Annotated in this window: 23 protein-coding genes and 1 riboswitch; of the genes, 9 read left to right on the top strand and 14 right to left on the bottom strand. The window is 67.5% G+C overall.

The window, feature by feature from the left end; all coding sequences use genetic code 11:
* Positions 1–48 precede the first annotated feature (48 nt).
* Positions 49–942 (bottom strand): LysR family transcriptional regulator, encoded by an 894-nt coding sequence (locus tag AC5P8Y_RS17590; protein WP_111109172.1) that lies wholly within the window; start codon positions 940–942, stop codon positions 49–51.
* 108 nt (positions 943–1,050) lie between these two features.
* Between AC5P8Y_RS17590 and AC5P8Y_RS17585 the strand changes: the two genes are divergently transcribed.
* The 5 genes from AC5P8Y_RS17585 (at position 1,051) to AC5P8Y_RS17565 (ending at position 7,708) form a co-directional block, all read left to right on the top strand.
* Positions 1,051–1,440: a RidA family protein gene (locus tag AC5P8Y_RS17585; protein ID WP_014648873.1), complete on the top strand. Its 390-nt coding sequence runs from the start codon at positions 1,051–1,053 to the stop codon at positions 1,438–1,440.
* 203 nt (positions 1,441–1,643) lie between these two features.
* A complete protein-coding gene (locus AC5P8Y_RS17580; protein WP_049403628.1) occupies positions 1,644–1,976 on the top strand; it encodes a hypothetical protein in 333 nt (110 codons plus the stop codon).
* A 56-nt stretch (positions 1,977–2,032) separates the two neighbouring features.
* The gene (locus AC5P8Y_RS17575) at positions 2,033–3,286 is read left to right on the top strand and encodes a TolC family protein (protein ID WP_049403627.1); all 1,254 of its coding nucleotides are present in this window, start codon (positions 2,033–2,035) and stop codon (positions 3,284–3,286) included.
* The gene (locus AC5P8Y_RS17570; RefSeq protein ID WP_049403626.1) at positions 3,283–4,488 is read left to right on the top strand and encodes an efflux RND transporter periplasmic adaptor subunit; all 1,206 of its coding nucleotides are present in this window, start codon (positions 3,283–3,285) and stop codon (positions 4,486–4,488) included. The genes AC5P8Y_RS17575 and AC5P8Y_RS17570 overlap by 4 nt, the downstream gene beginning before the upstream one ends.
* Positions 4,489–4,498: 10 nt before the next feature.
* Complete coding sequence (locus AC5P8Y_RS17565; protein WP_495202105.1) at positions 4,499–7,708, top strand: efflux RND transporter permease subunit; 3,210 nt, start codon at positions 4,499–4,501, stop codon at positions 7,706–7,708.
* A gap of 95 nt (positions 7,709–7,803) precedes the next feature.
* On the opposite strand, the gene AC5P8Y_RS17560 is transcribed toward AC5P8Y_RS17565, so the two are convergent.
* The 9 genes from AC5P8Y_RS17560 to AC5P8Y_RS17520 form a co-directional block, all read right to left on the bottom strand.
* Positions 7,804–9,576, bottom strand: coding sequence for a DUF885 domain-containing protein (locus AC5P8Y_RS17560; RefSeq protein WP_495202104.1), 1,773 nt, complete (start codon positions 9,574–9,576; stop codon positions 7,804–7,806).
* A gap of 312 nt (positions 9,577–9,888) precedes the next feature.
* Positions 9,889–10,236 (bottom strand): lipid-A-disaccharide synthase N-terminal domain-containing protein, encoded by a 348-nt coding sequence (locus tag AC5P8Y_RS17555; protein ID WP_005414908.1) that lies wholly within the window; start codon positions 10,234–10,236, stop codon positions 9,889–9,891.
* Complete coding sequence (locus tag AC5P8Y_RS17550; protein WP_033835348.1) at positions 10,236–10,958, bottom strand: glycosyltransferase family 2 protein; 723 nt, start codon at positions 10,956–10,958, stop codon at positions 10,236–10,238. The genes AC5P8Y_RS17555 and AC5P8Y_RS17550 overlap by 1 nt, the downstream gene beginning before the upstream one ends.
* Positions 10,959–11,047: 89 nt before the next feature.
* A complete protein-coding gene (locus AC5P8Y_RS17545) occupies positions 11,048–12,013 on the bottom strand; it encodes an NAD-dependent epimerase/dehydratase family protein (protein ID WP_495202103.1) in 966 nt (321 codons plus the stop codon).
* Positions 12,014–12,058: 45 nt separating this feature from the next.
* Complete coding sequence (locus AC5P8Y_RS17540) at positions 12,059–12,793, bottom strand: suppressor of fused domain protein (protein WP_024957791.1); 735 nt, start codon at positions 12,791–12,793, stop codon at positions 12,059–12,061.
* Positions 12,794–12,918: 125 nt separating this feature from the next.
* The gene (locus AC5P8Y_RS17535; RefSeq protein WP_033835350.1) at positions 12,919–13,842 is read right to left on the bottom strand and encodes a ParB/RepB/Spo0J family partition protein; all 924 of its coding nucleotides are present in this window, start codon (positions 13,840–13,842) and stop codon (positions 12,919–12,921) included.
* Positions 13,842–14,639 carry a ParA family protein gene (locus AC5P8Y_RS17530; RefSeq protein ID WP_005411653.1) on the bottom strand — a complete coding sequence of 266 codons (798 nt, stop codon included), beginning with the start codon at positions 14,637–14,639 and terminating at the stop codon, positions 13,842–13,844. The genes AC5P8Y_RS17535 and AC5P8Y_RS17530 overlap by 1 nt, the downstream gene beginning before the upstream one ends.
* 113 nt (positions 14,640–14,752) lie before the next feature.
* Positions 14,753–15,391, bottom strand: a complete 639-nt coding sequence (gene rsmG, locus AC5P8Y_RS17525) for a 16S rRNA (guanine(527)-N(7))-methyltransferase RsmG (RefSeq protein ID WP_012481632.1) — start codon at positions 15,389–15,391, stop codon at positions 14,753–14,755.
* A gap of 39 nt (positions 15,392–15,430) precedes the next feature.
* Positions 15,431–16,030 (bottom strand): 4'-phosphopantetheinyl transferase family protein, encoded by a 600-nt coding sequence (locus AC5P8Y_RS17520; RefSeq protein WP_049403623.1) that lies wholly within the window; start codon positions 16,028–16,030, stop codon positions 15,431–15,433.
* Positions 16,031–16,114: 84 nt separating this feature from the next.
* Here AC5P8Y_RS17520 and AC5P8Y_RS17515 point away from each other — a divergent pair, with 84 nt between their 5' ends.
* Entirely contained in the window at positions 16,115–16,366 is a 252-nt protein-coding gene (locus AC5P8Y_RS17515) for a GlsB/YeaQ/YmgE family stress response membrane protein (RefSeq protein ID WP_005411656.1), read from the top strand.
* Between the two features lie 72 nt (positions 16,367–16,438).
* Here the strand turns inward: AC5P8Y_RS17515 and xth are convergent, their stop codons facing one another.
* From xth to AC5P8Y_RS17495, 4 genes are all read right to left on the bottom strand, one after another.
* A complete protein-coding gene (xth, locus tag AC5P8Y_RS17510) occupies positions 16,439–17,206 on the bottom strand; it encodes an exodeoxyribonuclease III (RefSeq protein ID WP_495202102.1) in 768 nt (255 codons plus the stop codon).
* A 131-nt stretch (positions 17,207–17,337) separates the two neighbouring features.
* On the bottom strand, positions 17,338–18,747 hold the full coding sequence (locus AC5P8Y_RS17505) for a coniferyl aldehyde dehydrogenase (protein ID WP_495202101.1): 1,410 nt from the start codon (positions 18,745–18,747) through the stop codon (positions 17,338–17,340).
* Positions 18,748–18,960: 213 nt separating this feature from the next.
* On the bottom strand, positions 18,961–20,625 hold the full coding sequence (locus AC5P8Y_RS17500) for an MFS transporter (RefSeq protein ID WP_033835354.1): 1,665 nt from the start codon (positions 20,623–20,625) through the stop codon (positions 18,961–18,963).
* A 78-nt stretch (positions 20,626–20,703) separates the two neighbouring features.
* Positions 20,704–22,131 carry a DcaP family trimeric outer membrane transporter gene (locus tag AC5P8Y_RS17495; protein WP_005411660.1) on the bottom strand — a complete coding sequence of 476 codons (1,428 nt, stop codon included), beginning with the start codon at positions 22,129–22,131 and terminating at the stop codon, positions 20,704–20,706.
* Positions 22,132–22,376: 245 nt separating this feature from the next.
* Between AC5P8Y_RS17495 and acs the strand changes: the two genes are divergently transcribed.
* The 3 genes from acs (at position 22,377) to AC5P8Y_RS17480 (ending at position 26,052) form a co-directional block, all read left to right on the top strand.
* Complete coding sequence (acs, locus tag AC5P8Y_RS17490; protein ID WP_005411661.1) at positions 22,377–24,320, top strand: acetate--CoA ligase; 1,944 nt, start codon at positions 22,377–22,379, stop codon at positions 24,318–24,320.
* A 79-nt stretch (positions 24,321–24,399) separates the two neighbouring features.
* Entirely contained in the window at positions 24,400–25,065 is a 666-nt protein-coding gene (locus tag AC5P8Y_RS17485; RefSeq protein ID WP_005411662.1) for a response regulator transcription factor, read from the top strand.
* Between the two features lie 233 nt (positions 25,066–25,298).
* Positions 25,299–25,388: riboswitch (yybP-ykoY riboswitch) on the top strand.
* 88 nt (positions 25,389–25,476) lie between these two features.
* Entirely contained in the window at positions 25,477–26,052 is a 576-nt protein-coding gene (locus AC5P8Y_RS17480; RefSeq protein ID WP_033835355.1) for a manganese efflux pump MntP, read from the top strand.
* The last annotated feature ends 24 nt before the right edge of the window (positions 26,053–26,076 follow it).

Raw genomic sequence — 26,076 nt, 5'->3', positions numbered from 1 at the left:
GCTGTTTCCTGTTGCGTGCTGTGGTGATTTTCGCACGCCCGGTGTGTGTCACCCCTGCGCCTCCACCACCCAATCGATGAACACCCGCAGCCGCTGGCTCATGTGCCGGTTCGGCGGGAACATCACATGCATCGGCATCGGCGGCAGCTGCCAGTCCTGCAGCACCGGCAGCAGCTCGCCGCGCGCCACGTGCGGCTCGGCCATGTAGCTGGGCAGCGCCACCACGCCCAGCCCCGCCAACGCAGCGGCCAGATAGGCGTTTCCATCATCGAAGCCGACCGTATAGCGGCCCTGCACCTCAACGCGCTCATCGCCGCGCTGTGCAACGAACACGCGTGCGCGGCCACTGCGCGGGCTGAGGAAGCCGACCATGTGGTGGTCGCGTCCTTCCAGCGCGCGCGGATCGGTCGGCAGGCCGAAACGCTGCACATAGCCGGGGCTGGCGTGGAAACCGATCGGCAGGGCGCCGAGCGGTCGCGCCACCAGTGCCGGGTCGGTCGGGGTGCCACCCCGGATCACGCAATCGACGTTGTCGGCGATGACGTCGACCTCGCGGTCGCTGACGCCGATGTCCAGCTGGATCTCCGGGTAGCGCGCCTGGAAATCCGGCAACGCCGGCACCAGCCGCAACCGCGCGTACGGCCCGGGCACATCCACGCGCAGCCGCCCGCGTGGGTGGGTGGCCGCGTCGCCCAGCCCGCCCTCCACTTCTTCCAGCTCGGCCAGCAGGCGGGCGATGCGCGGGTAGTAGGCCGCGCCGTCGGCGGTGACGCTGACCCGGCGCGTGGTGCGGTTGAGCAGGCGCAGCCGCAGGTGTGCCTCCAGCTGCTGCACCAGCTGGGTGACCGTGGTGCGGCTGATCTGCAGCGTGTGCGCGGCGCGGGTGAAGCTGCCGGTTTCCACAACCCGGGCAAACGCCCGCATCGCCTCGAAACGGTCCATGGCGGGCCATGATTGTTTGGAATTGGCAATCAATCTAGGCTGATCATCGCGGTTTATCCAGACAGCACTGGCGCGGAGGATGGCGTTCTCTCCCACGGGATCTTCCCCATGTCACAGCGTGATGTCGTTTTCCCCGCCGGCCGCCAGGCCCTGTACGAGCGCAACCGCTACTCGCCGGCGATCCGATCCAATGGCTTCCTGTTCGTCTCCGGCCAGGTCGGCAGCCGCGAGGACGGCTCGCCCGAGCCGGATTTCGAAACCCAAGTGCGCCGCGCGTTCGAGAATCTCAATGCGGTGCTAGCCGCCGCCGGCTGCACGTTCGATGACGTGATCGACGTGACCGTGTTCCTGGTCGATCCAGAGAAGAACTTTGAGAAGGCCTGGGCGATCGTGCCCGAGTACTGGGGCGAGGCGCCGCACCCGACCCTGACCGGCATCGGCGTGACCTGGCTGTATGGATTCCAGTTCGAGATCAAGGTGATCGCGAAGCTGCCGTGATACGGGTAGTGCCGGCCGCTGGCCGGCAACGCGGTGGGGTCGAAAAGCGTGTCGACCAAGGTCGACACCCACCAAGGCAGGAAGTCCGCACCCACCAGGGCAGGATGCCCCCAGGCCGTCCACCTGAACGGGAGATTCCGACGTATTCCCGAAGCGGCCATTGATATTGTATCCGGCGAAAACCGCTTGCTAGCCTCCCCTCCATGCGCCGGATCTCCCGCCACCTTCGCTCGTACCTGCTGATGCTGCTGATGGCGGCATTCGTGGTCGTGCCGGTGGCCGATGCCCTGGCGTGCACGGTGGAACCGCATGCCAGCACGGTGCATGTGGAGTCCGCACCGGATGCCGATGGCGATACCGACGGCAAGCATGTTGGTGCCTGTGGCCACAACCACTGCCACCACTCCAACCTGAGCCTGCCGGCGCACACGATCGCCGCCTTCGGGGCGCCCCTGCCGGCGCGCTGGATGAGTGCGGGCGATGCGGCGACCTATGCAGTCGCCCAGGATGAATTGACGCGTCCACCCCGGGCGTGAGTTGAGCGCGTCCCGCGATTGCGGGCTCCCGTTTCACTCACAACCGGAATCCCCCTATGTCGACCCTGACACGTCGGCCGCTGCATGCGGCCGGGCTGGTCGTCGCCGTGTTGCTGGGCCTGGCCCCGGCAATGCAGGCGTCGGCGCAAGCCGCCCCCTCCTACGACACCCTGCTTGAACGCCTGGACCAGCTGCCCGGTACCCGCGTCGGTACGGCGCTGGCCGAGGCCGCCGACGCGCGCGCCGACCAGGCCCGTGCGTTGCCCAACCCTTCCCTCTCCTACTCCGCCGAGAACGCCTGGGGCACCGGCTCCTATGGCGGCATGGGCAAGGCCGACACCGTGCTCACCCTGTCCCAGCCGCTGGAGGTCTGGGGCCAGCGTGGCGCGCGCGTGCGCGCCGCCCGTGCCGAGGCACAGGCCGCCAACCTGCGTGGCGCCCAAAGCCGCAGCGACGTGGCCAGCCAGCTGGCGGCGGTCTATGCGCAGGCGGAAAGTGCACTGCGCCGTTACACCCTGGCCGAAGAAGCACTGTCACTGATCCGCGATGACGCCAACGCCGTCAACGCCATGGTCAAGCAGGGCCGCGAACCACAGCTGCGCGCGGTGCAGGCACAGAGCGAAGTGGCCAACGCCAGCGCCGCGCTGGATGAAGCGCAGGCCTTCCGCGATGCCGCGCTGGCCCGCCTGGCCGGTGCTGCACTGCTGGATGCACCGGTGCAGTCGATCAACGACAGCCTGCTCGACCGTGCGCCGCCGCTGCCGCGCGGTGCCACCGACGTGGCGCTGGCGGTGCGCATTGCCGAAGCCGAAGCCGATGCGGCGGGCAAGCTGGTTGAGGTGGAACGCAAGCGCGCCCTGCCCGACCTCAGTGTCACCGCCGCGCAGACCCGCTTCCGCGAAGGCGGCGAGCGCGCCTACAACCTCGGGGTCAGCCTCAGCATCCCGCTGTTCGACCGCAACCGCGGTGGCATCCGCGCCGCCAATGCCGACCAGCGCGCGGCCGAAGCACGCCTGGACCAGCAGCGCCGCGACAGCGAGGCCGAGCGCCTCTCTGCGGTGGCCGGGTTGAAGGCCGCCAGTAGCCGTACCCGCGCCGCCGATGAAAGCGTGGTCGCCGCCGAAGAGGCGTATCGCTTGGCCCGCATTGGCTTCGACGCCGGACGCATCTCGCAGCTGGAACTGCGCAGCACGCGCAGCGCCCTCATCGCCGCCCGCGGCACCGCCGTGGATGCGCGCCTGTCGCGCGTCGCCGCGGAAATCGATCTTGCCCGCCTGGAAGGGCGCGCACCCTTTGTGGAGGCTCCATGACTCTCTCCCGTACTTTCCCGCTGATCGGCGGCGTGCTGCTGACCGTCCTGCTGGCTGGCTGCGCCGGCAACGCGCAGACGCCTGCCAATGAAAACCCCGCTGCGGCCAAGGCCGGCACCGACGATGGCCACGGCCATGCCGCCGGCAGCAAGGATGCCAAGGCAGAAACCGCGAAGGCGCCTGCTGACGCCGACGAAGGCGTGGTGCAGCTGACCCCGGAGCAGATCAAGGCCTCCGGTATTGAAGTGGTCGCGATCGGTCGCGGTGGCGGTGGTTCCACGCGCCTGTCCGGCCGGGTCGAACCGTCGGTCGGCGCACGCGCGTCGGTGGCCTCCACGGTGACCGGCCGCGTCGAGCGCGTGCTGGTCGCGCCGGGCACCGCGGTGAAGCAGAACCAGGCGCTGGCGATCGTGGTCAGCGGCGAAGCGGCGGTGTTCCGCGCCAATGCGCTGGCCGCAGCGGCCGAAGCCGAGGCCGCGCGTCTGGCCTATGGCCGCGACAAGGCGCTGGTCGACCAGGGCGTGGTCGCCCGCCAGGAGATGGAAGCCTCTCGCGCACGTTCGCTGGCAGCACAGGCCCAAGCTGCTGCCGCGCAGGCCCAGGCCGCCGCCAACGGTGCGCCCGATGCCAGCGGTCGCGTGCGCATCACCAGCCCGGTGGCCGGCATCGTCGGCAACGTGCAGGTCACGCCGGGCGGCGTGGTCGCCGCCGGCAGTGCAGTCGCCGATGTCGCCGACCCGACGATGAACGAGCTGGTGTTCACCGCACCGCCCGCGCTGGCCGCGCAGGTCACGCCCGGCATGAAGCTGGAAGTCAGCGTGCCGGGTGGCAGCTTCACCGCCACCGTCACCGGTTCGGCCGCCGATGTGCGCCAGCAGGGCGGCGTCGCGGTCATCCGTGCCACGCCGGTGGATGCGTCGCTGCCGCCGGCCGGTTCGCCGGTATCGGCCGTAGTGGTCACCGAAGGCCAGGACGGCTCGCTCAGCGTCCCGGCCGATGCGGTGCAGAACGTCGATGGCAGCAGCGCGGTGTTCGTTGCCGTCGAAGGTGGCTTCAAGGCGCAGCCGGTCCTGGCTGGCCGTCGTGCCGGTGACCGCATCGAGATCCTCGGTGGCCTGACCGGCAGCGAGCGCATCGTTGGCAGCAACGCCTTCCTGCTCAAGGCCGAACTGGCCAAGGGCGAAGCCGAGCACGGCCACTGAGGAGGCGACCATGTTCAAGCTGATCATTGAAACAGCGGTGCGCCACCGCTGGCTGGTGGTGTTCATGGCGGCGCTGATTGCTGCGGTGGGCCTGTTCCAGCTGGGCAAGCTGCCGATCGACGCGGTGCCGGACATCACCAACCGACAGGTGCAGATCAACACGGTGGCACCGGCGCTGACCCCGGAGCAGATCGAGCGGCAGGTGACCTATCCGCTGGAAACCGCGCTGGCCGGCATTCCCGGCCTGACCACCACGCGTTCACTGTCGCGCAATGGCTTCTCGCAGGTCACCGCGATCTTCACCGATGCGACCGACATCTACTTCGCGCGCCAGCAGGTGGCCGAACGCATGCGCGAGGCATCGGAAGACTTGCCCGATGGCGCGTCGCCGATGCTGTCGCCGGTTACCACCGGCCTCGGCGAAGTGCTGATGTGGACCGTGGACTTCACCACGTTCGATCCGGCCAGGCTGGCCAAGCCGGGTGAAGCCGGCTGGCAGGCTGGCGAGGTCTACCGCACGCCGGAAGGCAACCTGCTGCGTACACCCGAAGAACGTGCGACCTACCTGCGCACCGTGCAGGACTGGATCATCGCGCCGCAGATGCGTTCCAGCCCGGGGCTGGCCGGTGTCGATACGGTCGGCGGCTACGTCAAGGAATACGGCGTGCATCCGGACAGCGCCAGGCTGGCCGCGCATGGCCTCGGCCTGGCCGACCTGGTCACTGCCCTGCAGCGTTCCAACGTGCAGGCCGGTGCCGGTTTCGTGCAGCGTGCCGGCGAAGGCCTGGTGGTACGTGCTGACGGACTGGCGCTGACCACCGACGACCTGGCACAGGCGCCGGTGGCGACCCGCAATGGCGTGGTGGTGCGCGTGGCCGATGTGGCCACGGTGGAACTGAGCCGCGCGCCGCGCCTGGGTGCAGCCAGCCGCAACGGCCATGAAGCCGTGCTCGGCACCGCGCTGATGATTGCCGGTGGCAACAGCCGCACCGTGGCGCAGGCTGCTGCGGCGCGCCTTGAACAGGTGAACAAGTCGCTGCCGGCCGACATCGTGGCGGCACCGGTGCTGGACCGCAGCGTACTGGTCAATTCCACCATCAAGACCGTGGCCAGGAACCTCACCGAGGGCGCGCTGCTGGTGGTGGTGGTGCTGTTCCTGCTGCTGGGCAACCTGCGCGCAGCGACGATAACCGCGCTGGTGATTCCGCTGTCGTTCCTGTTCGCAGTGATCGGCATGAACCGCTTCGGGATCAGCGGCAACCTGATGAGCCTGGGTGCGCTGGACTTCGGCATCCTGGTGGACGGTGCGGTGATCGTGGTTGAGTCGACGCTGCTGATGCTGGGCCAGCGCCGCGCCGAACTGGGCCGTGCGCTGACCGCGATGGAACGCCTGCGTGTAGCCGCCGATTCGGCGCTGAAGATGGCGAGGCCGGCGGCGTTCGGCCAGCTGATCATCCTGCTGGTGTTCGCGCCGATCCTCACCCTGGAAGGCGTGGAGGGCAAGACGTTCCACCCGATGGCGGCCACCTTCATGCTGGCCCTGGTCGGTGCCTTCATCTTCTCCTTCACCTTCGTGCCGGCGATGGCCGCGCTGCTGGTGCGCGAGCCCAAGGTGAAGGACGGCGATACGCATGCCGAAGATGGCGAGCACGAGACGAAGCTGATCCGCGTGCTGCGTGCACGCATCGAACCGGTGGTGCGCAAGGCCGTGGCGCATCCGCGCACGGTGCTGGCAGCTGCGGTGATGATGGTGGTGGTGGGCATCGGCGCGTTCTCGCTGCCGGGCCGCGAGTTCATGCCGACGCTGGACGAAGGCAACGTGGCGATGCAGGCCCTGCGCGTGCCGTCGACCTCACTGGAGCAGTCGCTGGCGATGCAGCTCGCGCTGGAGAAAGCGATCGCCACGCAGCCGGAAGTGGAAACCGTATTCTCGCGCACCGGTACCGCCGAGGCGGCCATCGACCCGATGCCGACCAACATCTCCGACAGCGTGATCGTGCTGAAGCCGCGCAAGGACTGGCCTGATCCGAAGCTGGACAAGGAGGCACTGGTGGCGCGCTTCGAGAAACTGGCCGGGCAGCAGCTGGGCAACAGCTTCGAGTTCAGCCAGCCGATCGAGCTGCGCTTCAACGAGCTGATTTCCGGCGTGCGTACCGACCTGGCGGTGATGATCTTCGGCGATGACTTCAGCCAGCTGCAGAAGGTGGCCGACCAGGTGGCGCTGAAGCTGCGTGCGGTGAACGGCGCGGCCGACGTGCGGGTGGAACAGATCTCCGGCCTGCCCACGCTGAACGTGGCGATCGACCACGTGGCGGCAGCGCAGTACGGGCTGACCGCCGCGGACGTGAGTGATGCACTGTCCACCGGCATCGGCGGTACCGCGGCGGGCAAGATCTTCGAAGGTGATCGACGCTTCAACGTGGTGGTGCGGCTGGACGATGCCTCGCGCAACGATCCGGACCAGCTGGCCTCGCTGCCGATCGCCACGCCATCGGGGCTGGTGATTCCGTTGTCGTCGGTGGCCCGCATCACGGTAAGCGAAGGGCCGAACCAGATCAGCCGCAACAACGGCAGCCGCCGCGTGGTGGTGCAGGCCAACGTGCGCGGTCGCGACCTGGGCGGCTTCGTCGGCGAGGCGCAGGCCGCGGTGGCCGACGTGGCGCTGCCGCCGGGTGCCTACCTGACCTGGGGTGGCCAGTTCGAGAACCTGCAGCGCGCGGAGAAGCGGCTGGCGACGGTGGTGCCGGTGGTGTTCCTGCTGATCGGCAGCCTGCTGTTCATGGCCCTGCGCAGCGGCAAGGAAGCCATTCTGGTGTTCAGCTGCGTGCCGTTGGCGCTCGTCGGCGGCATCCTCGCACTGCTGCTGCGGGGCATGCCGTTCTCGGTGTCGGCGGCGGTCGGCTTCATCGCCGTCTCCGGCGTGGCCACGTTGAACGGCCTGGTGCTGATGCAGGCGATCCGCGAGCGCCTGGATGCCGGTGACCTGCCGCTGCAGGCAGCGATCAACGGTGCCTCCAGCCGCATCCGCGCGGTGCTGACCACCGCGCTGGTGGCGATCGTCGGCTTCATTCCGATGGCGATTGCCAGCGGTTCCGGTGCGGAAGTGCAGAAGCCGCTGGCGACGGTGGTGATCGGTGGCCTGATCACCGCCACCGTGCTGACCCTGCTGGTGCTGCCGACCTTTGCTGCACGGGTGGCCAAGCCGCGGGCGGTGGGGTGAGCTGAGAGGGGGTCGGAGCCCTTTCCGTGGGAAAGGGACCCGACCCCGTGACCGGGTCGGATTGCCGGCCAGCGGCCGGCACTACCCGTTAACGGTCAGGCCTTCTTGCGCTCGGCGATGTAGGCCTGGATCTGCTGCTCCAGTACCGGCAGCGGCACCGAGCCCTGCTTGAGCAGGGTGTCGTGGAAGCCCTTGATGTCGAACTTGTCGCCCAGTTCCTTCTCGGCCTGCGCGCGCAGGCGCACGATGGCGATCTCGCCCAGCTTGTAGCTCAGTGCCTGGCCCGGCCAGGAAATGTAGCGGTCCACTTCGGTGGTCACTTCATGCTCGCTCAGCGCGGTGTGGTCACGCAGGTAGGCCAGCGCCTGCTCGCGGGTCCAGCCCTTGCTGTGCACGCCGGTGTCGATCACCAGGCGCGCGGCGCGCCACATCTCATAGGTCAGGCGGCCGAAATCCTCGTACGGGGTTTCGTAGATGCCCATTTCCACGCCCAGCTTCTCGCAGTACAGCGCCCAGCCTTCGCCATAGGCGGAGATGTAGGCATTGCGGCGGAACTCGGGCAGGTTCTTCTGCTCGGCGGCAATGGCGCCCTGCAGCGCGTGGCCCGGATCGGACTCATGCAGCGTCAGTGCCGGCAGGTTGTACAGCGGGCGCGACGGCAGGTTGTAGGTATTGAGCCAGTAGGTGCCCATGCCACCACGGCCGGCGGTCCAGAACGGCGCGATATCCGGCGGCACCGGCACGATGGTGAAGCGCGCGCGCGGCAGCGTCATGTACTTGCCGAGCTGGCCGTCCGCCCGCTTGGAGATCCACGCGGCACGCGACAGCAGCTCTTCCGGCGTCCTGGCATAGAACTGCGGATCGGTACGCAGGAAGGTCAGGAACTCGGCGAAGCTGCCCTTGAACTTCACCTGCTTGATGATGTCGTTCATTTCCTTCTGGATGCGTGCGACTTCATCCAGGCCGATGCGATGGATCTCGTCCGGCGACAGGTCCAGCGTGGTGTATTCGTGGATCTGCTGCTTGTAGTACGCCTTGCCATCAGGCATCGCTTCGGCGGCCAGGGTGATGCGCGCCTGCGGCACGTACTCGTTGACGAAGAAGGTGCGCAGCTGCTGGAACGCCGGCACCACCTTGCCGCTGATCGCTTCACGCGCCTGCGCCTGCAGCCTGGCCTGCTCGGCGGCCGGAATGCTGTTGGGCAGTTTCTTGAACGGCGCGTACAGCGGCGACTCGGTGGGATCCATCAGCTCGGCGACGGTGGCGATGGAGACCTCGCGGCCATCGAGCACGGCACGCGGCACGCTGAAGCCACGCTTCAGGCCGGCACGCATGTTCTCGGTCTGCTGGCCGAAGTATCGCGGCACATCGTTCAGCCGTGCGATGTAGTTCTGGTAGTCCTGCACGGTCTTCATCTCGCGCCGGGCCATGAAGGACAGGTTGGACCAGAACGAGGAGTCGGCGTTGAACGGCATCTCGTAGCCGCGCAGGCGCGTCTCTTCGGCCAGGTTGAACACCTGGTCGTGGTAGATCGCGTAGTTGACCTGGTTGTCGGGCGACAGGGTCTTCGGGTCGATCTTCTTCAGCGCGGCGAGGGTCTCGTCCCACACCTTCAGGCGCGCCTGCTGCGCGGCCGGGCCGACATCGGGCATGCGGGTGGCATTGGCCGGCGCGTCTTCGTCTTCGCTGGCCTCGCCGCCGCCCTGCTGGCGCCACTTCCATTCCTTCTCGTACAGCGCGCGGAAGGCGGCATCGGCGGGCGATTCGGTGGCCACGCTGGCCGGTGCGGCGGTGGCAGGCGGCACGGCAAGGGCCACGGCGGGCGCGGACAGGGCAATCAGCAGGGCAACGGCAAGACGGGTTTTCACGAGCACAGGTTCCCGGGAAGGCAGACCCCGATGATGGCACCGCCCACGGCCCGTGGCATGGGACGAAGGTCCTGCCTGCGCAGCAGGCAGGACCGGGAACCGACCGCAGGCCGGGGCCCCAGCGCCGAAGGCGCGTGGTAGAGCCGACTGTCAGTCGGCTGCTCTTCCGCCAGACGTGGCAAAGTCCGCGCTCCGCGCGAAAGTCGACTGACAGTCGACTCTACCCACGGCAGGCAGGGCCGGGAACCGGCCGCCGAACATGCAGTAGATCCACGCCATGCGTGGATGCGTCGGGGATCCGAACCCGGGGCCTCAGTGACTGGCCTTGTCCCGCTTCCAGCCCCGGTGCTTGATGTCCAGCTGCAGGCTGTACAGCGCGGTGAACGCCGGGAACAGGTTCTGCAGCACGCCCACCGAGTCCTGCTTGGCCGAGAACAGGAAGTAGCTCAGCGTCATCAGGCTGCCGACCACGCTCATGTACCAGAACAGGCGCGGGATCACCGGCTTGCCCGCACGCTTGGACGCGATGAACTGGACCAGCCAGCGGCCGCCAAACATCAGCGCGCCGGTATAGCCGATCAGCTTCCAGCCGGTCACATGCAGGCCGGTCCAGTACAACCAGGTCAGCGGCTGGTCGAGCCAGTGCAGCTCCAGATCCATCAACGCTCCTCCACTGCGGTGCGCTTGCTGCGGGTGATCAGCCACGCCACGCCGCGCAGGTCACGGATGCCGACCAGTGCACGGCCCAGGTTGTTGTACTTGGACACGCCGGCGGTACGGTGGCGGTGGTTGACCGGCACGCTGGTGGTCTTCCAGCCGGCACGCTGCATCAGCGCGGGCAGGTAGCGGTGCATGTGGTCGAAGTACGGCAGGTCGAGGAACGCGCTGCGCTCGAACAGCTTGATGCCGCAGCCGGTATCGGGCGTATCGTCGCGCAGCATGCGTGCGCGGATGGCGTTGGCCCACTTGCTGGCCCAGCGCTTGCTGCCGCTGTCCTGGCGGTTGACCCGCCAGCCGGCGAACAGCTTCACCTGCGCCTCGGCGGCATCGCGCGCGGCCAGCAGCTTGGGAATGTCGGCCGGATCGTTCTGGCCATCGCCATCCAGGGTCGCGATCCACGGCGCACGTGCGTGCTTGACGCCGGTGCGCACGGCGGTGCTCTGCCCGCTCTGGTTCACATGGTGCAGCACCCGCAGTTCCGGCGTGGTCGCCTTCAGCCCCTGCAGCACCGCCAGGGTGTCATCGCGCGAGTGATCGTCGATGTAGATGATCTCGAACGGCAGCCGGCCACGCAGTGCAGCGGTGATTTCGGCAACCAGCGGGGCGACGTTGTCGCGTTCGTTGAACACCGGGACGACAACGGAAAGCTCGGGTTGGCTCATAAGGCACTCGGCCAAAGGGGGACAAAGACCGCGCATTCTCCGAAGCCGAGGTTATCCGAAGATGAATCCGGCTGTGTGAGGATCCGACCTCAGGCGCGGTCGCCAAAATACTCGCGGCACCACTGCACGACGGGGGGCAACCCTTCTTCGATCGGGGTCACCGCGTCGAAGCCGAATGCGTCATGAGCGCGCCGGGTATCGGCCATCGTGCGCACCATGTCGCCCGGCTGCATCGGCTTGTAGACCTTCTGCGCGGGGCGACCGGCGGCCTGCTCGATCACGCTGATGAAGCGCTCCAGCTCGACCGGCGTATGGTTGCCGAGGTTGAACACCCGGTGCGGTACCGGACCATCGGCCGGATGCGCGAGCGCGCCGAGGATACCCGACACGATGTCGGAGACATGTGTGAAATCACGCTGCAAGCGGCCCTCGTTGAACACGTCGATCGGCCGCCCGGCCAGCACCGCACGCGAGAACAGCAGCGGTGCCATGTCCGGCCGGCCCCACGGGCCATACACGGTGAAGAAGCGCAGGCCGGTGGCATGCAGGCCGTACAGCTGCGCGTAGGTGTAGGCCATCAGCTCGTTGGCCGCCTTGGTCGCCGCGTACAGCGAGCGCGGCTGGTCCACGCGCTGGTCCTCGGAGAACGGCGGCGTGGCCGAATCACCGTAGACCGAGCTGCTGGAGGCATACACCAGGTGCTGCACGCCACGGTGACGGCACAGTTCGAGCATGTTGACGAAGCCGACCAGGTTGCTGTCGACGTAGGCGTGCGGGTTTTCCAGCGAATAGCGCACGCCGGCCTGCGCGGCCAGGTGGATCACCGCAGTCGGCTTCACCTCGTCGAACAGTGCCGCCAGGCCCTGCTGGTCGGTCAGGTCCAGGGTGCGCAGGTCCAGCGCCGGGCACAGCGCAGCCACGCGGTCGCGCTTGATCTGCGGGTCATAGTAGTCGTTGAAGTTGTCCAGGCCGACCACGGGCTGGCCGGCCTCCAGCAGCGCGCGGGCGGTGTAGGCACCGATGAAGCCGGCAGCGCCGGTGAGCAGGATGGTCATGACAGGGGCCTGGAAACGAAGTTCAGGCCCCTGATGTTACCGGTCTCAGAACAAACCGAAACGCTTCTTCGCCACGTTGGTGCGGCCGGGTTCGATCACGTCCTGGATGTTCTTCGCATCGAAGCGGTCGAGCAGCACCTCGGCGCCCTTCCTCAGCTTCAGGTCCATCTCTTCCGGGTACAGCGGAACCAGGCTCATGAAGCTGATGGTCCTGCCGTCCTCCAGCGCCAGCGTGGCGAAGTCCTCCGGGGCGGTCACCGGCGACAGCACGATGGCACCGTCGAAACCCACGCCCGGCGCGTAGGGCTCGCTGGGATGGCCGTTGGGAATGGTGTGGCCGAAGCCCAGCCAGGTGTCGTACTCGTGCGGCAACCGCGCCATGCCCTTCAGCAGGCGCACCGGCCAGTAATTGCGCTCGTCCTCGAAGGCGTCCTGGGAGATCGGCCAGTCGGCCGGCAGGGTCACCATCAGTTCCATGTAGCGCGGCACGTCCGCGTCCACCTCGGCGGGCACGGTCATCGGCAGGTCGCTCATGCCGGAGGTGACCAGGCGCAGGTACGGGCAGTGGTCATTGGCCGGCACCACGTGCACGTCGATGTGCACCAGGTCGGAGATGATCTCGTGGAAGACACCGGACACCGGGCCCAGATGGCGTTCGAGGTGGGCGCTGATCGCCTCGATGTGCTGTTCTTCGCCGATGGCGGGCACGAAGTCCTTTTCGCGGCGATGTACCAGTATCTGGGTGCCGTCCGGGCTGACGTCCTCGTATTCGTTGCTCATGTCCTGTTCCCTGGATGAGGCCACGGACCGGAGAGCAGTGCATCCCCGGCACGCGCGGCGGTGCGTTCCCTGTCATCTGCAGGACGCGGCGGGAACAGGCCGCACCCCCTGGCGCTGCGCCGGGCTCAGCCCTGGCGCGTACGCAGCTTTTCCAGCACGCCGTCCAGGGTATCCAGATCGGTGTAGTGGATGATCAGCTTGCCCTTGCCGCCCCGGCCGTGGTTGATCGCCACCTTGGCACCCAGTGCTTCGGACAGTTCGGTTTCCAGCGAGGCGATGTCGGCCTGCTGCACCTTCGGCGTCGCCACCGGGCGGTTGCTCGGCACCTTGCCGGCGGCGAAGGCCTGCGCACGGCGCTCGACCTCGCGCACCGACCAGCCTTCATCGGCCGCTTCCTGCGCCAGCTTGCCAGCCAGCTCGGGAGCCAGGGTCAGCAGCGCGCGGGCGTGGCCCATTTCCAGGCGGCGGGTTTCCAGCAGCAGCCGGATCGCCACCGGCAGCTCCAGCAGGCGCAGCAGGTTGGACACCGCCGCGCGCGAGCGGCCGACGGCCTCGGCGGCCTCGGCATGGGTCAGGGTGAACTCGCTGATCAGGCGCTGCAGCGCCTCGGCTTCTTCCAGCGGATTGAGGTCTTCGCGCTGGATGTTCTCGATCAGCGCCATCGCGATGACGGTGCGGTCTTCCAGCTCGCGCACCACCACCGGCACTTCGTCCAGGCCGGCCAGCTGCGATGCGCGCCAGCGGCGCTCACCGGCGACGATTTCGTAGTTGCCTGCCGGCAGCTGGCGCACCAGGATCGGCTGGATCACGCCCTGCGACTTGATCGAGTCGGCCAGCTCGGAAAGCTTGCCCTCGTCCATCTCGCGGCGCGGCTGGTACTTGCCCGGCTGCAGCTGGCCGACCGGCAACTTGCGCAGCACTTCACCCGGCAGCGGTTCGATCACCGCAGCGGTGGCCTGCACCTGGCTGACCGCGCCTTTCGGGCCCAGCAGCGCGTCCAGGCCACGGCCGAGGCCTCGCTTCTTGGCTGCCGGCTTGCTGCTGGTCATCAGACGGTCTCCACGGCCTTGGCGGCCTTGTTGCGTTCGTTGTTGCGGCGGATGATCTCGCCGGCCAGGCCCAGGTAGGCCACGCCACCGCGCGAGGCGCGGTCGTAGCCGACGATGCTCTGGCCATGGCTGGGCGCCTCGGCCAGGCGCACGTTGCGCGGCACGATGGTGCGGAACACGCGGTCGCCGAAGTGCTCGGTGAGCTCGGCCGACACTGCGTTGGCCAGGTTGTTGCGCACGTCGAACATGGTGCGCAGCACGCCTTCGATCTCCAGCGCCGGGTTCAGGCTGGTGCGCAGCGCTTCGATGGTTTCCACCAGCGCACTCAGGCCTTCCAGTGCGTAGTACTCGCACTGCATCGGCACGATCACCGAATCGGCGGCGGCCAGCGCGTTGAGCGTCAGCAGCGACAACGCCGGCGGGCAATCGATCAGGATGTAGTCGTACTCGTCGCGGATCGGCGCCAATGCGCGCTTCAGGCGCTGCTCGCGCTCGCTCTGGCCCATCAGCTGGATCTCGGCGGCGGTCAGGTCGATGTTGCCCGGCAGCAGGTCGTAGCCTTCGGCGGTCTGCACGCGCACATCGGCGGCGCTGTTCTCGCCCAGCAGCAGATCGCAGGTGGAGGCCGCCAGCTCACGCTTGTCCACGCCGCTGCCCATGGTCGCGTTGCCCTGCGAGTCCAGGTCGACCAACAGCACGCGCTTGGGTGCGTTGGCCAGGGAAGCGGCCAGGTTGACGGCGGTCGTGGTCTTGCCGACGCCACCCTTCTGGTTGGCGATGGCGATGATGCGGGCCATGCGGGTGTGCCTCGTCGACGGATGGTTGGGACCGGTCATTATGCGTACAACCGGCCCCTTGCGGAAATCGTGGATCGCCAACCCGTTGTTCCACAAAGGGCTGGCGGCGGGAATCAGGGACCTGTAACGGTGACCAGGTGGCGTTCGCCGGCCAGGCCGGGCACGCTCAGCGGGGTCACCTCACGCACCTGCCAGCCAGCCGGCAGTTCCGCGATCTCCTCATGCGGGTAGACACCCTTCATGGCCAGCAGCACGCCACCGGGGCGCAGCAGATGGCCACCGACACGGACGATGCCGGCCAGGGTATCCATTGCGCGCGCGGTCAGCTGGTCGTAACGACCGGCCTCGTCCAGCGCTTCGGCCCGCGATTCGGCCACGCGGGCGTTGCCCAGGCCGAGCTGGCGCACGGCCTCGCGCATGAAGCGCGCCTTCTTGCCGTTGCTCTCCACCAGGGTGACCTGCAGGCCCGGGCAGGCGATCGCCAGCGGGATGCCGGGCAACCCGGGGCCGGTACCGAGGTCGGCCAGGCTGCCATCAGCCACGAACGGCTGCATCGCCAGCGAATCGAGCAGGTGGCGGGTAACCATCTCCTGCGGGTCGCGGATGGCGGTGAGGTTGTAGGTGCCGTTCCAGCGGTGCAGCAGGGCCAGGTAGCGCAGCAGCGGCGGCGCCAGCGCGGCGTCCAGGCCCATGCTGGCCAGGCCCTGTTCCAGCGTGGCAGCCACGCTGGCGGGAAGTGGGTGTTCGCTCATGCCGCCATTATCGCCGGTTTTGCGCGCTGATTCCCCGCTTCAGTGCGGGTACCAGGCCAACGCCGCACGGAACTGGCCGGTGGCCTGCCATTCGTGCAGGTGCCAGCGCGCGGCCTCGCCCAGTTCCGGGTCGCACCAGCGCAGGTGCAGGGCGCCATCGGCCCCCGGCGCCAGCTGCAGGCGGTGCAGCCCGAACGAGATGCCCTGCCCGTGCGACTTCAGGATCGCCTCCTTGACGCACCATACGCGGAAGAACCAGTGCTCGCGGTCGGCCTCGTCCAGGCGTTCCAGCCAGGCCACCTCCTGCGGGTGGAAGAAGCGCCGCACGATTTCCAGAAGACGCGGCCGCGGCCGCAGCAGTTCCAGGTCCACGCCCAGCCGCACGCCTTCGCCCAGCGCCACCAGCAGCACCTCACCGCTGTGGCTCCAGCCGGTCCCGTAGTGGGCCAACGGGCCGCTCAGCTCCGGCCGGCCCTTGTCATCGCGGACCAGTGGCAGCGTCTGGGGATCGGTGCCCAGCGCCTGCGCCAGTACCTGCCGGGCCTGAGGTTCACCGCGCTGGCCCGGCACGTGCGGACGCCGCCAGACCGTTACCGGACCGAAGCGCCACGGACCGTCGAGGGTGGCTGGCAGGCTCATCCGCACGCGCCCATCACGCAATTGCACGACGGGTTCACAGCCCTGCGCGTCAACTGGTCACAGTTCCCCACCGGAGGTTCGATCATGGGCATCATCATCTGGCTGATCGTCGGCGGCATCGTAGGCTGGCTGGCCAGCATCATCATGAAGCGCGATGCCCAGCAGGGCATCATCCTCAACATCGTGGTCGGCATCGTCGGCGCGCTGATTTCCGGCTGGCTGTTCGGCGGCGGCATCAACGAAGCGATCACCATCCGCACCTTCCTGTTCTCGCTGATCGGCGCGGTGATCCTGCTGGCGATCGTCAACCTGTTCACCCGCAAGAGCATACGGTGATCTGAGGGTAGTGCCGGCCACTGGCCGGCAGATGTTCCAGAACGGGCCCGGCAATCGTCGGGCCCTGTTCGTTCAACCGATCTGCACCCAGGCCGGCGCATGGTCGCTCGGGCGTTCCCAGGTGCGCGGCTCGCGGTCGATGCCCGAGGCCACCGCGCTGCCCTTCAGCGCGTCGGAGACCAGGGTCAGGTCGATGCGCAGGCCCAGGTTGCGGCGGAAGCCGGCGGCACGGTAATCCCACCAGCTGAAGGTGCCCGCCTCGTCGTTGTGCAGGCGGAAGCCATCGTGCAGGCCCAGCTGCAGCAGCTTGTTGAGCGCGCCGCGCTCGGCGGTGGAGGTCAGGATGTGGTTGTCGTTCCACACCTCCGGATCGTGCACATCGCGCGCGTCCGGGGCGATGTTGAAGTCACCCATCACGATCAGCTTCGGATGCCGCTGCAGTTCTTCGGCGATCCAGGCATGCACCGCTTCCAGCCAGCGCAGCTTGTAGTCGTACTTGTCGGTGCCGATGTCCTGGCCATTGACCACGTACAGGTTGATCACCCGCAGGTCGCCGAAGGTACCGGCAATGACGCGCTTCTGTTCGTCCTCGAAGCCGGGAATGCCGATCTGCACGTCCTGCGCCGGCTCACGCGACAGCAGCGCCACGCCGTTGTAGGTCTTCTGGCCGGCGAACACGCTGCGGTAGCCGGCGGCGATCAGCGCAGAATCAGGGAACTTGTGGTCCTCCAGCTTGGTTTCCTGGATACCGACGATGTCCGGGCCGAACTCCGTGAGCCACTGCTCCAGGTGCGGCAGGCGGACATTGAGCGAATTGACGTTCCACGAGGCGATCTTCATGCGGGCATTCTACCCGGGTGCGCTTGGCACGCGTGCCACCCCAGGTGGGCACCCGCCGGTAGTGCCGGCCGCTGGCCGGCAACCCCATGAACCGCCGGCAAGACCCCGCAGTTGCCGGCCAGCGGCCGGCACTACCGAAGCAGCAGCTTCAACAACCCCGCAATCTTTGAGTACGGCGGGCGCAGCCGGTCGCTGGCGGCCCAGCGCGACTGCCACAGCACCGGCAGCCGCTTGCTCATCGCATCGAACCCGGCCCGGCCATGGTACGCGCCCATGCCGCTGGCCCCGACCCCGCCAAACGGCAATCCATCGGCGGCGAAGTGCAGCAGCGTGTCATTCACCGTCACCCCGCCGGCCACCACCTGACCGAGGATGCGTTTCACCGTCGCCGTGTCGTGGCTGAAGGGATACAGCGCCAGCGGCCGGTCGCGGGACAGCACGTCGGCCAGCGCCGCCTCCAGGTCCGGATAGGCCCGCACCGGCAGGATCGGCCCGAAGATCTCCTCGCGCATCAGGTCCAGGTCGTCCGGCGGGTCCAGCACCACGGTCGGCACCAGCAGGCGCTCGCGGTCGGCGCGCGCGTCGTCCACCTGCGCCAGCGGAATCACCGGCACCCCGCGCTGCCGCGCCTGTGCCAGGTAGCCCTGCAGGCGCCGGTACTGGCCTTCATTGATGATGCGGGTGTAGTCGTCGGCATCGCTGAAGTCGCCATAGCGCTCGCGCACCTGCTGCTGCAGCGCCTGTACGAACTCGCGCTGGCGCGCGGTATCGATCAGCACGTAATCCGGCGCGATGCAGGTCTGGCCGGCGTTGAACCATTTCCCGGTGGCGAGCCGCGCGGCGGCTTTATCCAGCGGGAAATCGCGGCAGACAATCGCCGGCGACTTGCCGCCCAGCTCCAGCGTGACCGGCACCAGATGCTCGGCAGCGGCCGCCATCACCTTGCGACCGACGGCGGTCGAGCCGGTGAACAGCAGATGGTCCAGCGGCAGCGAGGACACCGCGGAGGCCACGTCCGCCCCGCCCTGCACCACCGCCACCCGATCGGGCGGGAACACGCTGGCCAGCAGATCGGCCAAGAACGCGCTGGTGCGCGGCGTGTGTTCCGAAGGCTTCAGCAGTACGTGGTTGCCCGCAGCGATGGCGGTGGCCAAAGGCACCAATGCCAGCGTGACCGGGTAGTTCCAGGGCGAGATCACCCCGACCACGCCCAGCGGCGTCGGCCGCAGCTGCGCGCGCGCCGGCCACAGCTTCCATCCCGCCGATGCCCGCTGCGGCTTCGACCAGCGCCGCAGGTGGCGGCGCAGGTGGTCGATGGCCGACAGCACGCTCATGCCATCGGCCAGTTTCGATTCAACGTGGGCGCGATGGCCGAAATCCTCGGCGATGGCCTGCGCCATTTCGTCCAGGCGTGGCTTCAGCGCCTCGCGCAGGCGGCGCAGGTCAGCTTCGCGCTGGTCCAGCGACGGGCGCTGCGACTGCCAGGCGCTGCGCAGGGTGTGCAGGAGGGCGGGGAGGTCTTCCGGCGTAGTGGCGGTCATGGGCCGACTATACGGGGTGCTGCGCGACGCAAAGGTAGTGTCGGCCGCTGGCCGGCAAGGGCTTCATGTCCGCGGAGATTCATGAGGTTGCCGGCCAGCGGCCGGCATTACCGGATTGCGAGCCGAGTGGGCACGCCCCACAAACAGAAAGGCCGCGGTCTGCACCGCGGCCCTTGAAACCCGGTGGGTGCCGACCGTTGGTCGGCACACCGGTTACTTGGTGATATCCACGTCCTTGGTCTCACGCAGGAACAGGCCGCCGATCACCACCGACATCAGCGCGATGATGATGGGGTACCACAGGCCGTAGTAGAGGTTGCCGGTACCGGCCACCAGCGCGAACGAGATCGCCGGCAGGAAGCCACCGAACCAGCCGTTGCCGATGTGGTACGGCAGCGACATCGAGGTGTAGCGGATGCGGGTCGGGAACAGTTCGACCAGGTAGGCGGCGATCGGGCCGTAGACCATGGTCACGTACAGCACCAGCAGCCACAGCATGAAGATGGTGCCGGCGATGTTGATGCGGGCGCCATCGGCCTTGGCCGGGTAGCCGGCAGTGGTCAGGGCGGTCTTCAGTTCCGCACCGAACGCGTCAGCCTTGGCCTTGCCTTCTTCCTTGGTCAGGCCGGCGGCCTCATACGAGGTGACGCTGGCGCTGCCCACGTTCACCATCGCCAGCGAACCGGCGGCGGCTGGCTGCACGTCGTACGGCACACCAGCCTTGGTCAGTGCGGCGGTGGCCACGTCGCAGGAGCTGGTGAACTTGCGCAGGCCAACCGGATCGAACTGGAACGAGCAGGTAGCCGGATCGGCCACGACCAGGGCCGGCGAGCTGCTGCGGGCTTCTTCGATGGCCGGGTTGGCGAAGTGGGTCAGGCCCTTGAAGATCGGGATGTAGGTGATGGCCGCCAGCAGGCAGCCGGCCAGGATGATCTTCTTGCGGCCGATGCGGTCGGACAGCCAGCCGAAGAAGATGAAGAATGGCGTGCCCAGCGCCAGCGCTGCGGCGATCAGCAGGTAGGAGGTGGTGGCATCGACCTTCAGCATGCTGCTGAGGAAGAACAGCGCGTAGAACTGTCCGCCGTACCAGACCACGGCCTGGCCAGCCGCTGCACCGAGCAGGACCAGCAGCATCAGCTTCAGGTTGCCGCCCTTCAGGCTGTCGCGGAACGGGGTCTTGGAGCCCTTGCCTTCAGCCTTCATCTGCTGGAACAGCGGCGATTCGCTCAGCTGCAGGCGGATCCATACCGAAATGCCCAGCAGCAGGATCGAGACCAGGAACGGAATGCGCCAGCCCCAGGCTTCGAAGGCCTCGTTGCCCAGCGTCATGCGGCAGGCCAGGATGATCAGAAGCGACAGGAACAGGCCGAGCGTGGCGGTGCACTGGATGAAGCTGGTGTACAGGCCACGCTTGTCGTCCGGCGCGTGCTCGGCCACGTAGGTGGCGGCACCGCCGTACTCGCCGCCCATCGCCAGGCCCTGGGCCAGGCGCAGGATGATCAGGATCACCGGTGCGGCGAAACCGATCGAGGCGTAGTTGGGCAGCACGCCGACCAGGAAGGTCGAGATGCCCATGATCAGGATGGTGACCAGGAAGGTGTACTTGCGGCCGATGCGGTCGCCGAGGCTGCCGAAGAAGGCCGCGCCGAACGGACGCACGAAGAAGCCGGCGGCAAACGCCAGCAGGGCGAAGATCATGCCCGTGGTTTCATTGACGCCACTGAAGAACTGCTTGGCGATGATGGCCGCGAGCGAGCCGTACAGGAAGAAGTCATACCACTCGAACACCGTGCCGAGGCTCGATGCGAAGATGACCTTCTTGTGGCCCTTGGTCAGGGTGCCCGCCGCATTGTGCGGGCTGGATGCAGTGCTGGACATGGGACGTTTTCCCTCTGTAGATGCCGACCTTGGTCGGCATTCAATCTCGGTAGGTGCCGGCCGCTGGCCGGCACGCTCTTAGAAGCTGTACTTCGTAGTGAACTGCAATCGGGTGATGTCACCCTTGTTGCCGTTCTCCACTTCGCGACGGCCGTACATCAGCTCGGCGCCGATATCGACCTTGGGCAGCGGCGAGTAGAAGATGTTGCCGCGGATGCTCTGCACGCTCTTGGTCACCAGCGGGCCCAGGATGCTGTCGTTGTCGTAGTCGCTGCGCGCATAGATCAGGTTGGTGCGCAGCTTCGGCGAGAACGCATGCCGCCAGCCCACGTAGCCGGCCAGCACGCCGGTCGGGTTGAGCTCGTCGCGGGCCACGTCATAGGCGCTGTCGGCGGTGATGCCCAGACCGATGTAGCGGGCGATGCCTTCGCCGCCGGTCAGCTGGTAGTGCAGCGAATCGCTGTCGCCCATCACCCATTTGCCGCCCAGGGTCAGGCCGCCAGCCACCTTGTCGGCCTTGGCGCCGGTGGCCTGGTTGTCGACCTTCAGCTGACGGACGATGCCGCCGACACCGAAGGTGCCCCAGTCACCCTTCCAGCCATAGCGCAGGGTCAGGTCAGGCAGGCTGCCACGGTCGGAGTTGGCGCTGGTGTTGGTCCAGGCGCCGGTGACCGGGTTGCGGGTACCGGTAAGGGTGGTGGTTTCCGGGTTTTCCAGCGCGACGCTGAAGCCACCCTGGGTGTAGCGCACCTGGGCCTGGCGCACGAAGATCACGCCGTCGGTGGGGCCGACGAAGTCGACCGCTTCCGGCAGTGCGGCGGCGTCCATGAAGTTGGACCAGGTCTGGCCGGCCATCCAGTTGTTCCAGTACATGTAGGCGTGGCGCAGGGTCACACCATAGGTATTGGTGGCGGTCTGGTTGCCCAGCGAGTTGCCGAAGAAGTCCATCTCGAAGAACGCACCGGCCTTGTTGCCCGATTCGCTCACGTTGTCGATGCCCAGGTTGAAGCGCGAGAACTTGGCATGGGCGTTGAAGTCGGTGCCCGAACGCTTGCCGCTGCCGCCGGCGCCTTCCACCGGGGTCTGGCCCGGCAGGTACAGCGAGCGGCCGGTGGCGTCGTCGGCCAGCTGGCCATCGCTGGTCTGGGTGGCCAGGAAGTCGGCCTTGATGAAGCCGCCGATCTTGACCGTGGTGCCCGGCGCCGCGCCCGGGGTGATGGTGGTGACCTGGATCGGCTGCTTGCCGGCCGGCACCGAGGCGACCGGCTTCTGCCCGGCCTGCACCGTGCGGACTTCGGTCACCGCCTGCTGGGTCTGGCTGATCTGGGTCTGTTGTTGTTGCTGCGAAGACAGCAGCAGCTGGACCTGGCGTTCCAGTTCGGCAACGCGTGCTTCCAGCGCCTTCTCTTTGGCGGTCTCGGCGAACGCCATGCCCGGTGCGACCAGGGCGACCAACAGGCAGGCCGCCAAAGGTGTGCGCACGGCTTTCAACGTACGGTGGCTCATGTTGCCCTCTCTCCCAAGTGGCAAGGTGATGCCGCGCGTGGGGCACGGTCGAGCCGAGACTGCGGGGCGATTATGTACAGCGGCTATTCGCCATTGGTCGAACCCGGCCCTGCTGGGCGCTCACTTTCGACCATGGTCTAACCAGAGTGGTGACGCGGCCGGGGGTGGATGGGGCAAACTGAAGGGGATCGGTCGCTGCGATGCTGCGACCGCACATACAAAGTCAACGTGCAAGTGAGGGTGCCATGGCTGATATCTACCCCGTCGATCCGCAGTTCGCCGCCAAGGCACGCATCGACAAGACGTCGTACGAACAGCAGTACCAGGCGTCGGTGACCGACCCGGATGGTTTCTGGGGCAAGGCCGCCGAGCGCCTGCAATGGATGCGCAAGCCGACCAGGATCAAGAACGTCAGCTACGACCTGTCCGACTTCCACATCAAGTGGTTCGAAGATGGCGAGCTCAATGCCAGCGTGAACTGCCTGGATCGCCAGCTGGAAACGCGCGGCGACAAGACCGCCCTGCTGTTCGAGCCGGACGGCCCGGATGCACCGGCCCAGCACGTGACCTACCGCGAGCTGTACGAGCGCACCTGCCGCCTCGGCAATGCACTGCGCAATCTCGGCGTCAAGAAGGGCGACCGCGTCACCATCTACCTGCCGATGATCGTCGACGCCGCCGTGGCCATGCTGGCCTGCGCGCGCATCGGTGCGATCCACTCGGTGGTGTTCGGTGGCTTCGCGCCGAACTCGATCGCCGACCGCGTCAGCGACTGCCAGAGCAAGCTGATCATCACCGCCGACGAGGGCCTGCGCGGTGGCCGCAGGATTCCGCTGAAGGCCAACGTTGATGCCGCGCTGAAGCTGCCGGGCACCAATACCGTGGAAACCGTGCTGGTGGTGCGGCACACCGGCGGTGCGGTGGACATGCAGGCCCCGCGCGACCGCTGGTTCCACGATGTGGTGGACAGCCAGCCGGCCACCTGCGAACCGGAACGCATGAACGCGGAAGACCCGCTGTTCATCCTCTACACCTCCGGTTCCACTGGCAAGCCGAAGGGCGTGCTGCACACCACCGGCGGTTACCTGCTGTACGCGGCCTACACCCATGAAGCGGTGTTCGACCTGCGCGAGGACGACATCTACTGGTGCACCGCCGACGTCGGCTGGGTCACCGGCCACAGCTACATCGTGTACGGGCCGCTGGCCAACGGCGCGACCTCGCTGATGTTCGAAGGCGTGCCGAACTACCCGGACACCTCGCGTTTCTGGAACGTCATCGACAAGCACAAGGTGACCATCTTCTACACCGCCCCGACCGCCATCCGCGCGCTGATGCGCGAAGGCGAGGAGCCGGTGAAGAAGACCTCGCGCGCCTCGCTGCGCCTGCTCGGCAGCGTCGGCGAGCCGATCAATCCGGAAGCCTGGCGCTGGTACTACGAGGTGGTTGGCGACAGCCGCTGCCCGATCGTCGATACCTGGTGGCAGACCGAAACCGGCGGCATCCTGATCTCGCCGCTGGCCGGCGCGATGGATCTCAAGCCGGGGTCGGCCACCCTGCCCTTCTTCGGCGTGCAGCCGGCGCTGGTCAATGCCGATGGCGAGATCCAGGACGGCCCGACCGAGGGCAACCTGATCATCCGCGATTCCTGGCCGGGCCAGATGCGCACGGTGTACGGCGACCACCAGCGTTTCATCGATACGTATTTCCGTACCTACCCGGGCAGCTACTTCACCGGCGACGGTTGCCGACGCGACGAGGACGGCTACTACTGGATCACCGGCCGCGTCGACGATGTGATCAACGTGTCCGGCCACCGCATCGGCACCGCCGAAGTGGAAAGCGCGCTGGTTTCGCACCCGAAGGTGGCCGAGGCGGCCGTGGTCGGCTTCCCGCACGACGTCAAGGGCCAGGGCATCTACGCCTACGTCACCCTGGTGGCCGAAGAGGCACCGAGCGATGAGCTGCACAAGGAGCTGATTGCCTGGGTGCGCAAGGAGATCGGCCCGATCGCCACGCCCGACCACCTGCAGTGGGCACCGGGCCTGCCGAAGACCCGCTCTGGCAAGATCATGCGCCGCATCCTGCGCAAGATCGCCGAGAACGCGCCCGACCAGCTTGGCGACACCTCGACCCTGGCCGATCCGTCGGTGGTGGCGTCGCTGGTGGACGAACGCAAGGTGCGCTGACGTACGACCAGGGTCGGATCCCTTTCCGCAAGGAAAGGGCTCTGACCCCATCTGCTTTCCCTCACGGTTCCCCCCGACCATGACCACCCTCCTGATTGCCGATGACCACCCGCTGTTCCGCGAAGCCCTGCGCGGCGCCGTGCAGCGGGTCATCCCCGGCGTGCAGCTGTTCGAGGCAGACAGCGTGGAAGCGCTGTACGCGCTGGCCGACCAGCACAACGACGCCGACCTGGTCCTGATGGATCTCAACATGCCCGGTGCGCAGGGTTTCAATGCACTGGTGCACATGCGCTCGCTGCATCCGCACCTGCCGGTGGTAGTGGTGTCCGCGCGCGAAGAGGCGACGGTGATGCGCCGCGCGCTCGACCACGGCGCGCTGGGCTTCATTCCGAAGTCTGCGGATTCGGACACCATCGGCCACGCACTGGGCACCATCCTCGATGGCGAGACCTGGGCGCCGCCGGAAGCGCACAACGTGCCGCCCACCGAGCGCGAGGAACGCGAAGTCGGCCAGCGACTGCGCGAGCTGACCCCGCAACAGTTCCGTGTGTTGCAGATGCTGGGCGCAGGCCGCTTGAACAAGCAGATCGCTTACGACCTCAACGTCTCCGAAGCGACGATCAAGGCCCACGTCACCGCCATCCTGCGCAAGCTGGGCGTGACCAACCGCACCCAGGCCGTGCTGATGGCCGGCAAGCTGGCGATCGACGACGACGCCATCGTGCTGCCGCCGGAAGAAGACTGACGGTAGTGCCGGCCGCTGGCCGGCAATCGCCTTCAGCCCCTGAAATCACCCGAAACCGCTTCGGTAGGTGCCAAGCTTGCGTGGCACGCTCTCGCCGTTGCGCATGCCGGCCAGCGGCCGGCACTACCAGGCACCGCTGCGCCCACGATATAGCCTTCGCTATACAAACCAGCCGTGCCTGCGCGTTTCGCTGGAAATGCGCCACGCGCGAATCGCGATGCTAAGCTTCGCGTCCCCTTGGGGAGTAGCCGGATTCCTTTGCAGGAATCGTCCACGTCAACATACTCGGCCGGTGCGCCGTGGCGTGGACAACCATGATGGTTGGCGAGACCAGCGGCCCGCGCGCGCAACGTCAGGTTGGGCGCGAGCGCAGGCCGTGCGTCCGTCCTAGCCCGACCTCAGCAGCTGCCCATGTCCCCCATTTCGATCCTCCTGATCGGCTTTGCCATGTCCACCGATGCCTTCGCTGCGGCGATCGGCAAGGGTGCGGCCATGCGCAAGCCGGTGTTCCGCGATGCACTGCGGGCCGGCATCATCTTCGGCGTCATCGAGGCGATCACGCCCATCATCGGCTGGCTGCTCGGCCGCGCCGCGCTGCAGTACGTCGAAGCCTTCGACCACTGGATCGCCTTCGGCCTGCTCGGCGCACTGGGCATCCACATGATCTACAACGGCCTGCGCCCGGAAAGTGCCGACGAGGACGAAGACCCCTCCCAGCACCATGGCTTCTGGAAGCTGGCGTTGACCGGTTTCGCCACCAGCATCGACGCGATGGCGGTGGGCATCGGCCTGGCCTTCATGGACGTGCATATCGGCGTGATGGCCGCGGTCATCGGCCTGTGCACGCTGACCATGGTCACCGTCGGCATCATGCTCGGCCGCGTGCTGGGCAGCATGGTCGGCAAGCGTGCCGAGATCATCGGTGGCGTGATCCTGGTGATCATCGGTGCGACGATCCTGTACGAGCACCTGCACGGCGTGGGGTAACGCTTCCGCGATTACGTGGTTGCC

It is taken from the genome of Stenotrophomonas sp. YJH_SMC_12-1, from assembly GCF_059370935.1.
The sequence above is the reverse complement of the archived record's forward strand: the minus strand, read 5'-3'. Positions and strand labels throughout refer to the sequence as shown.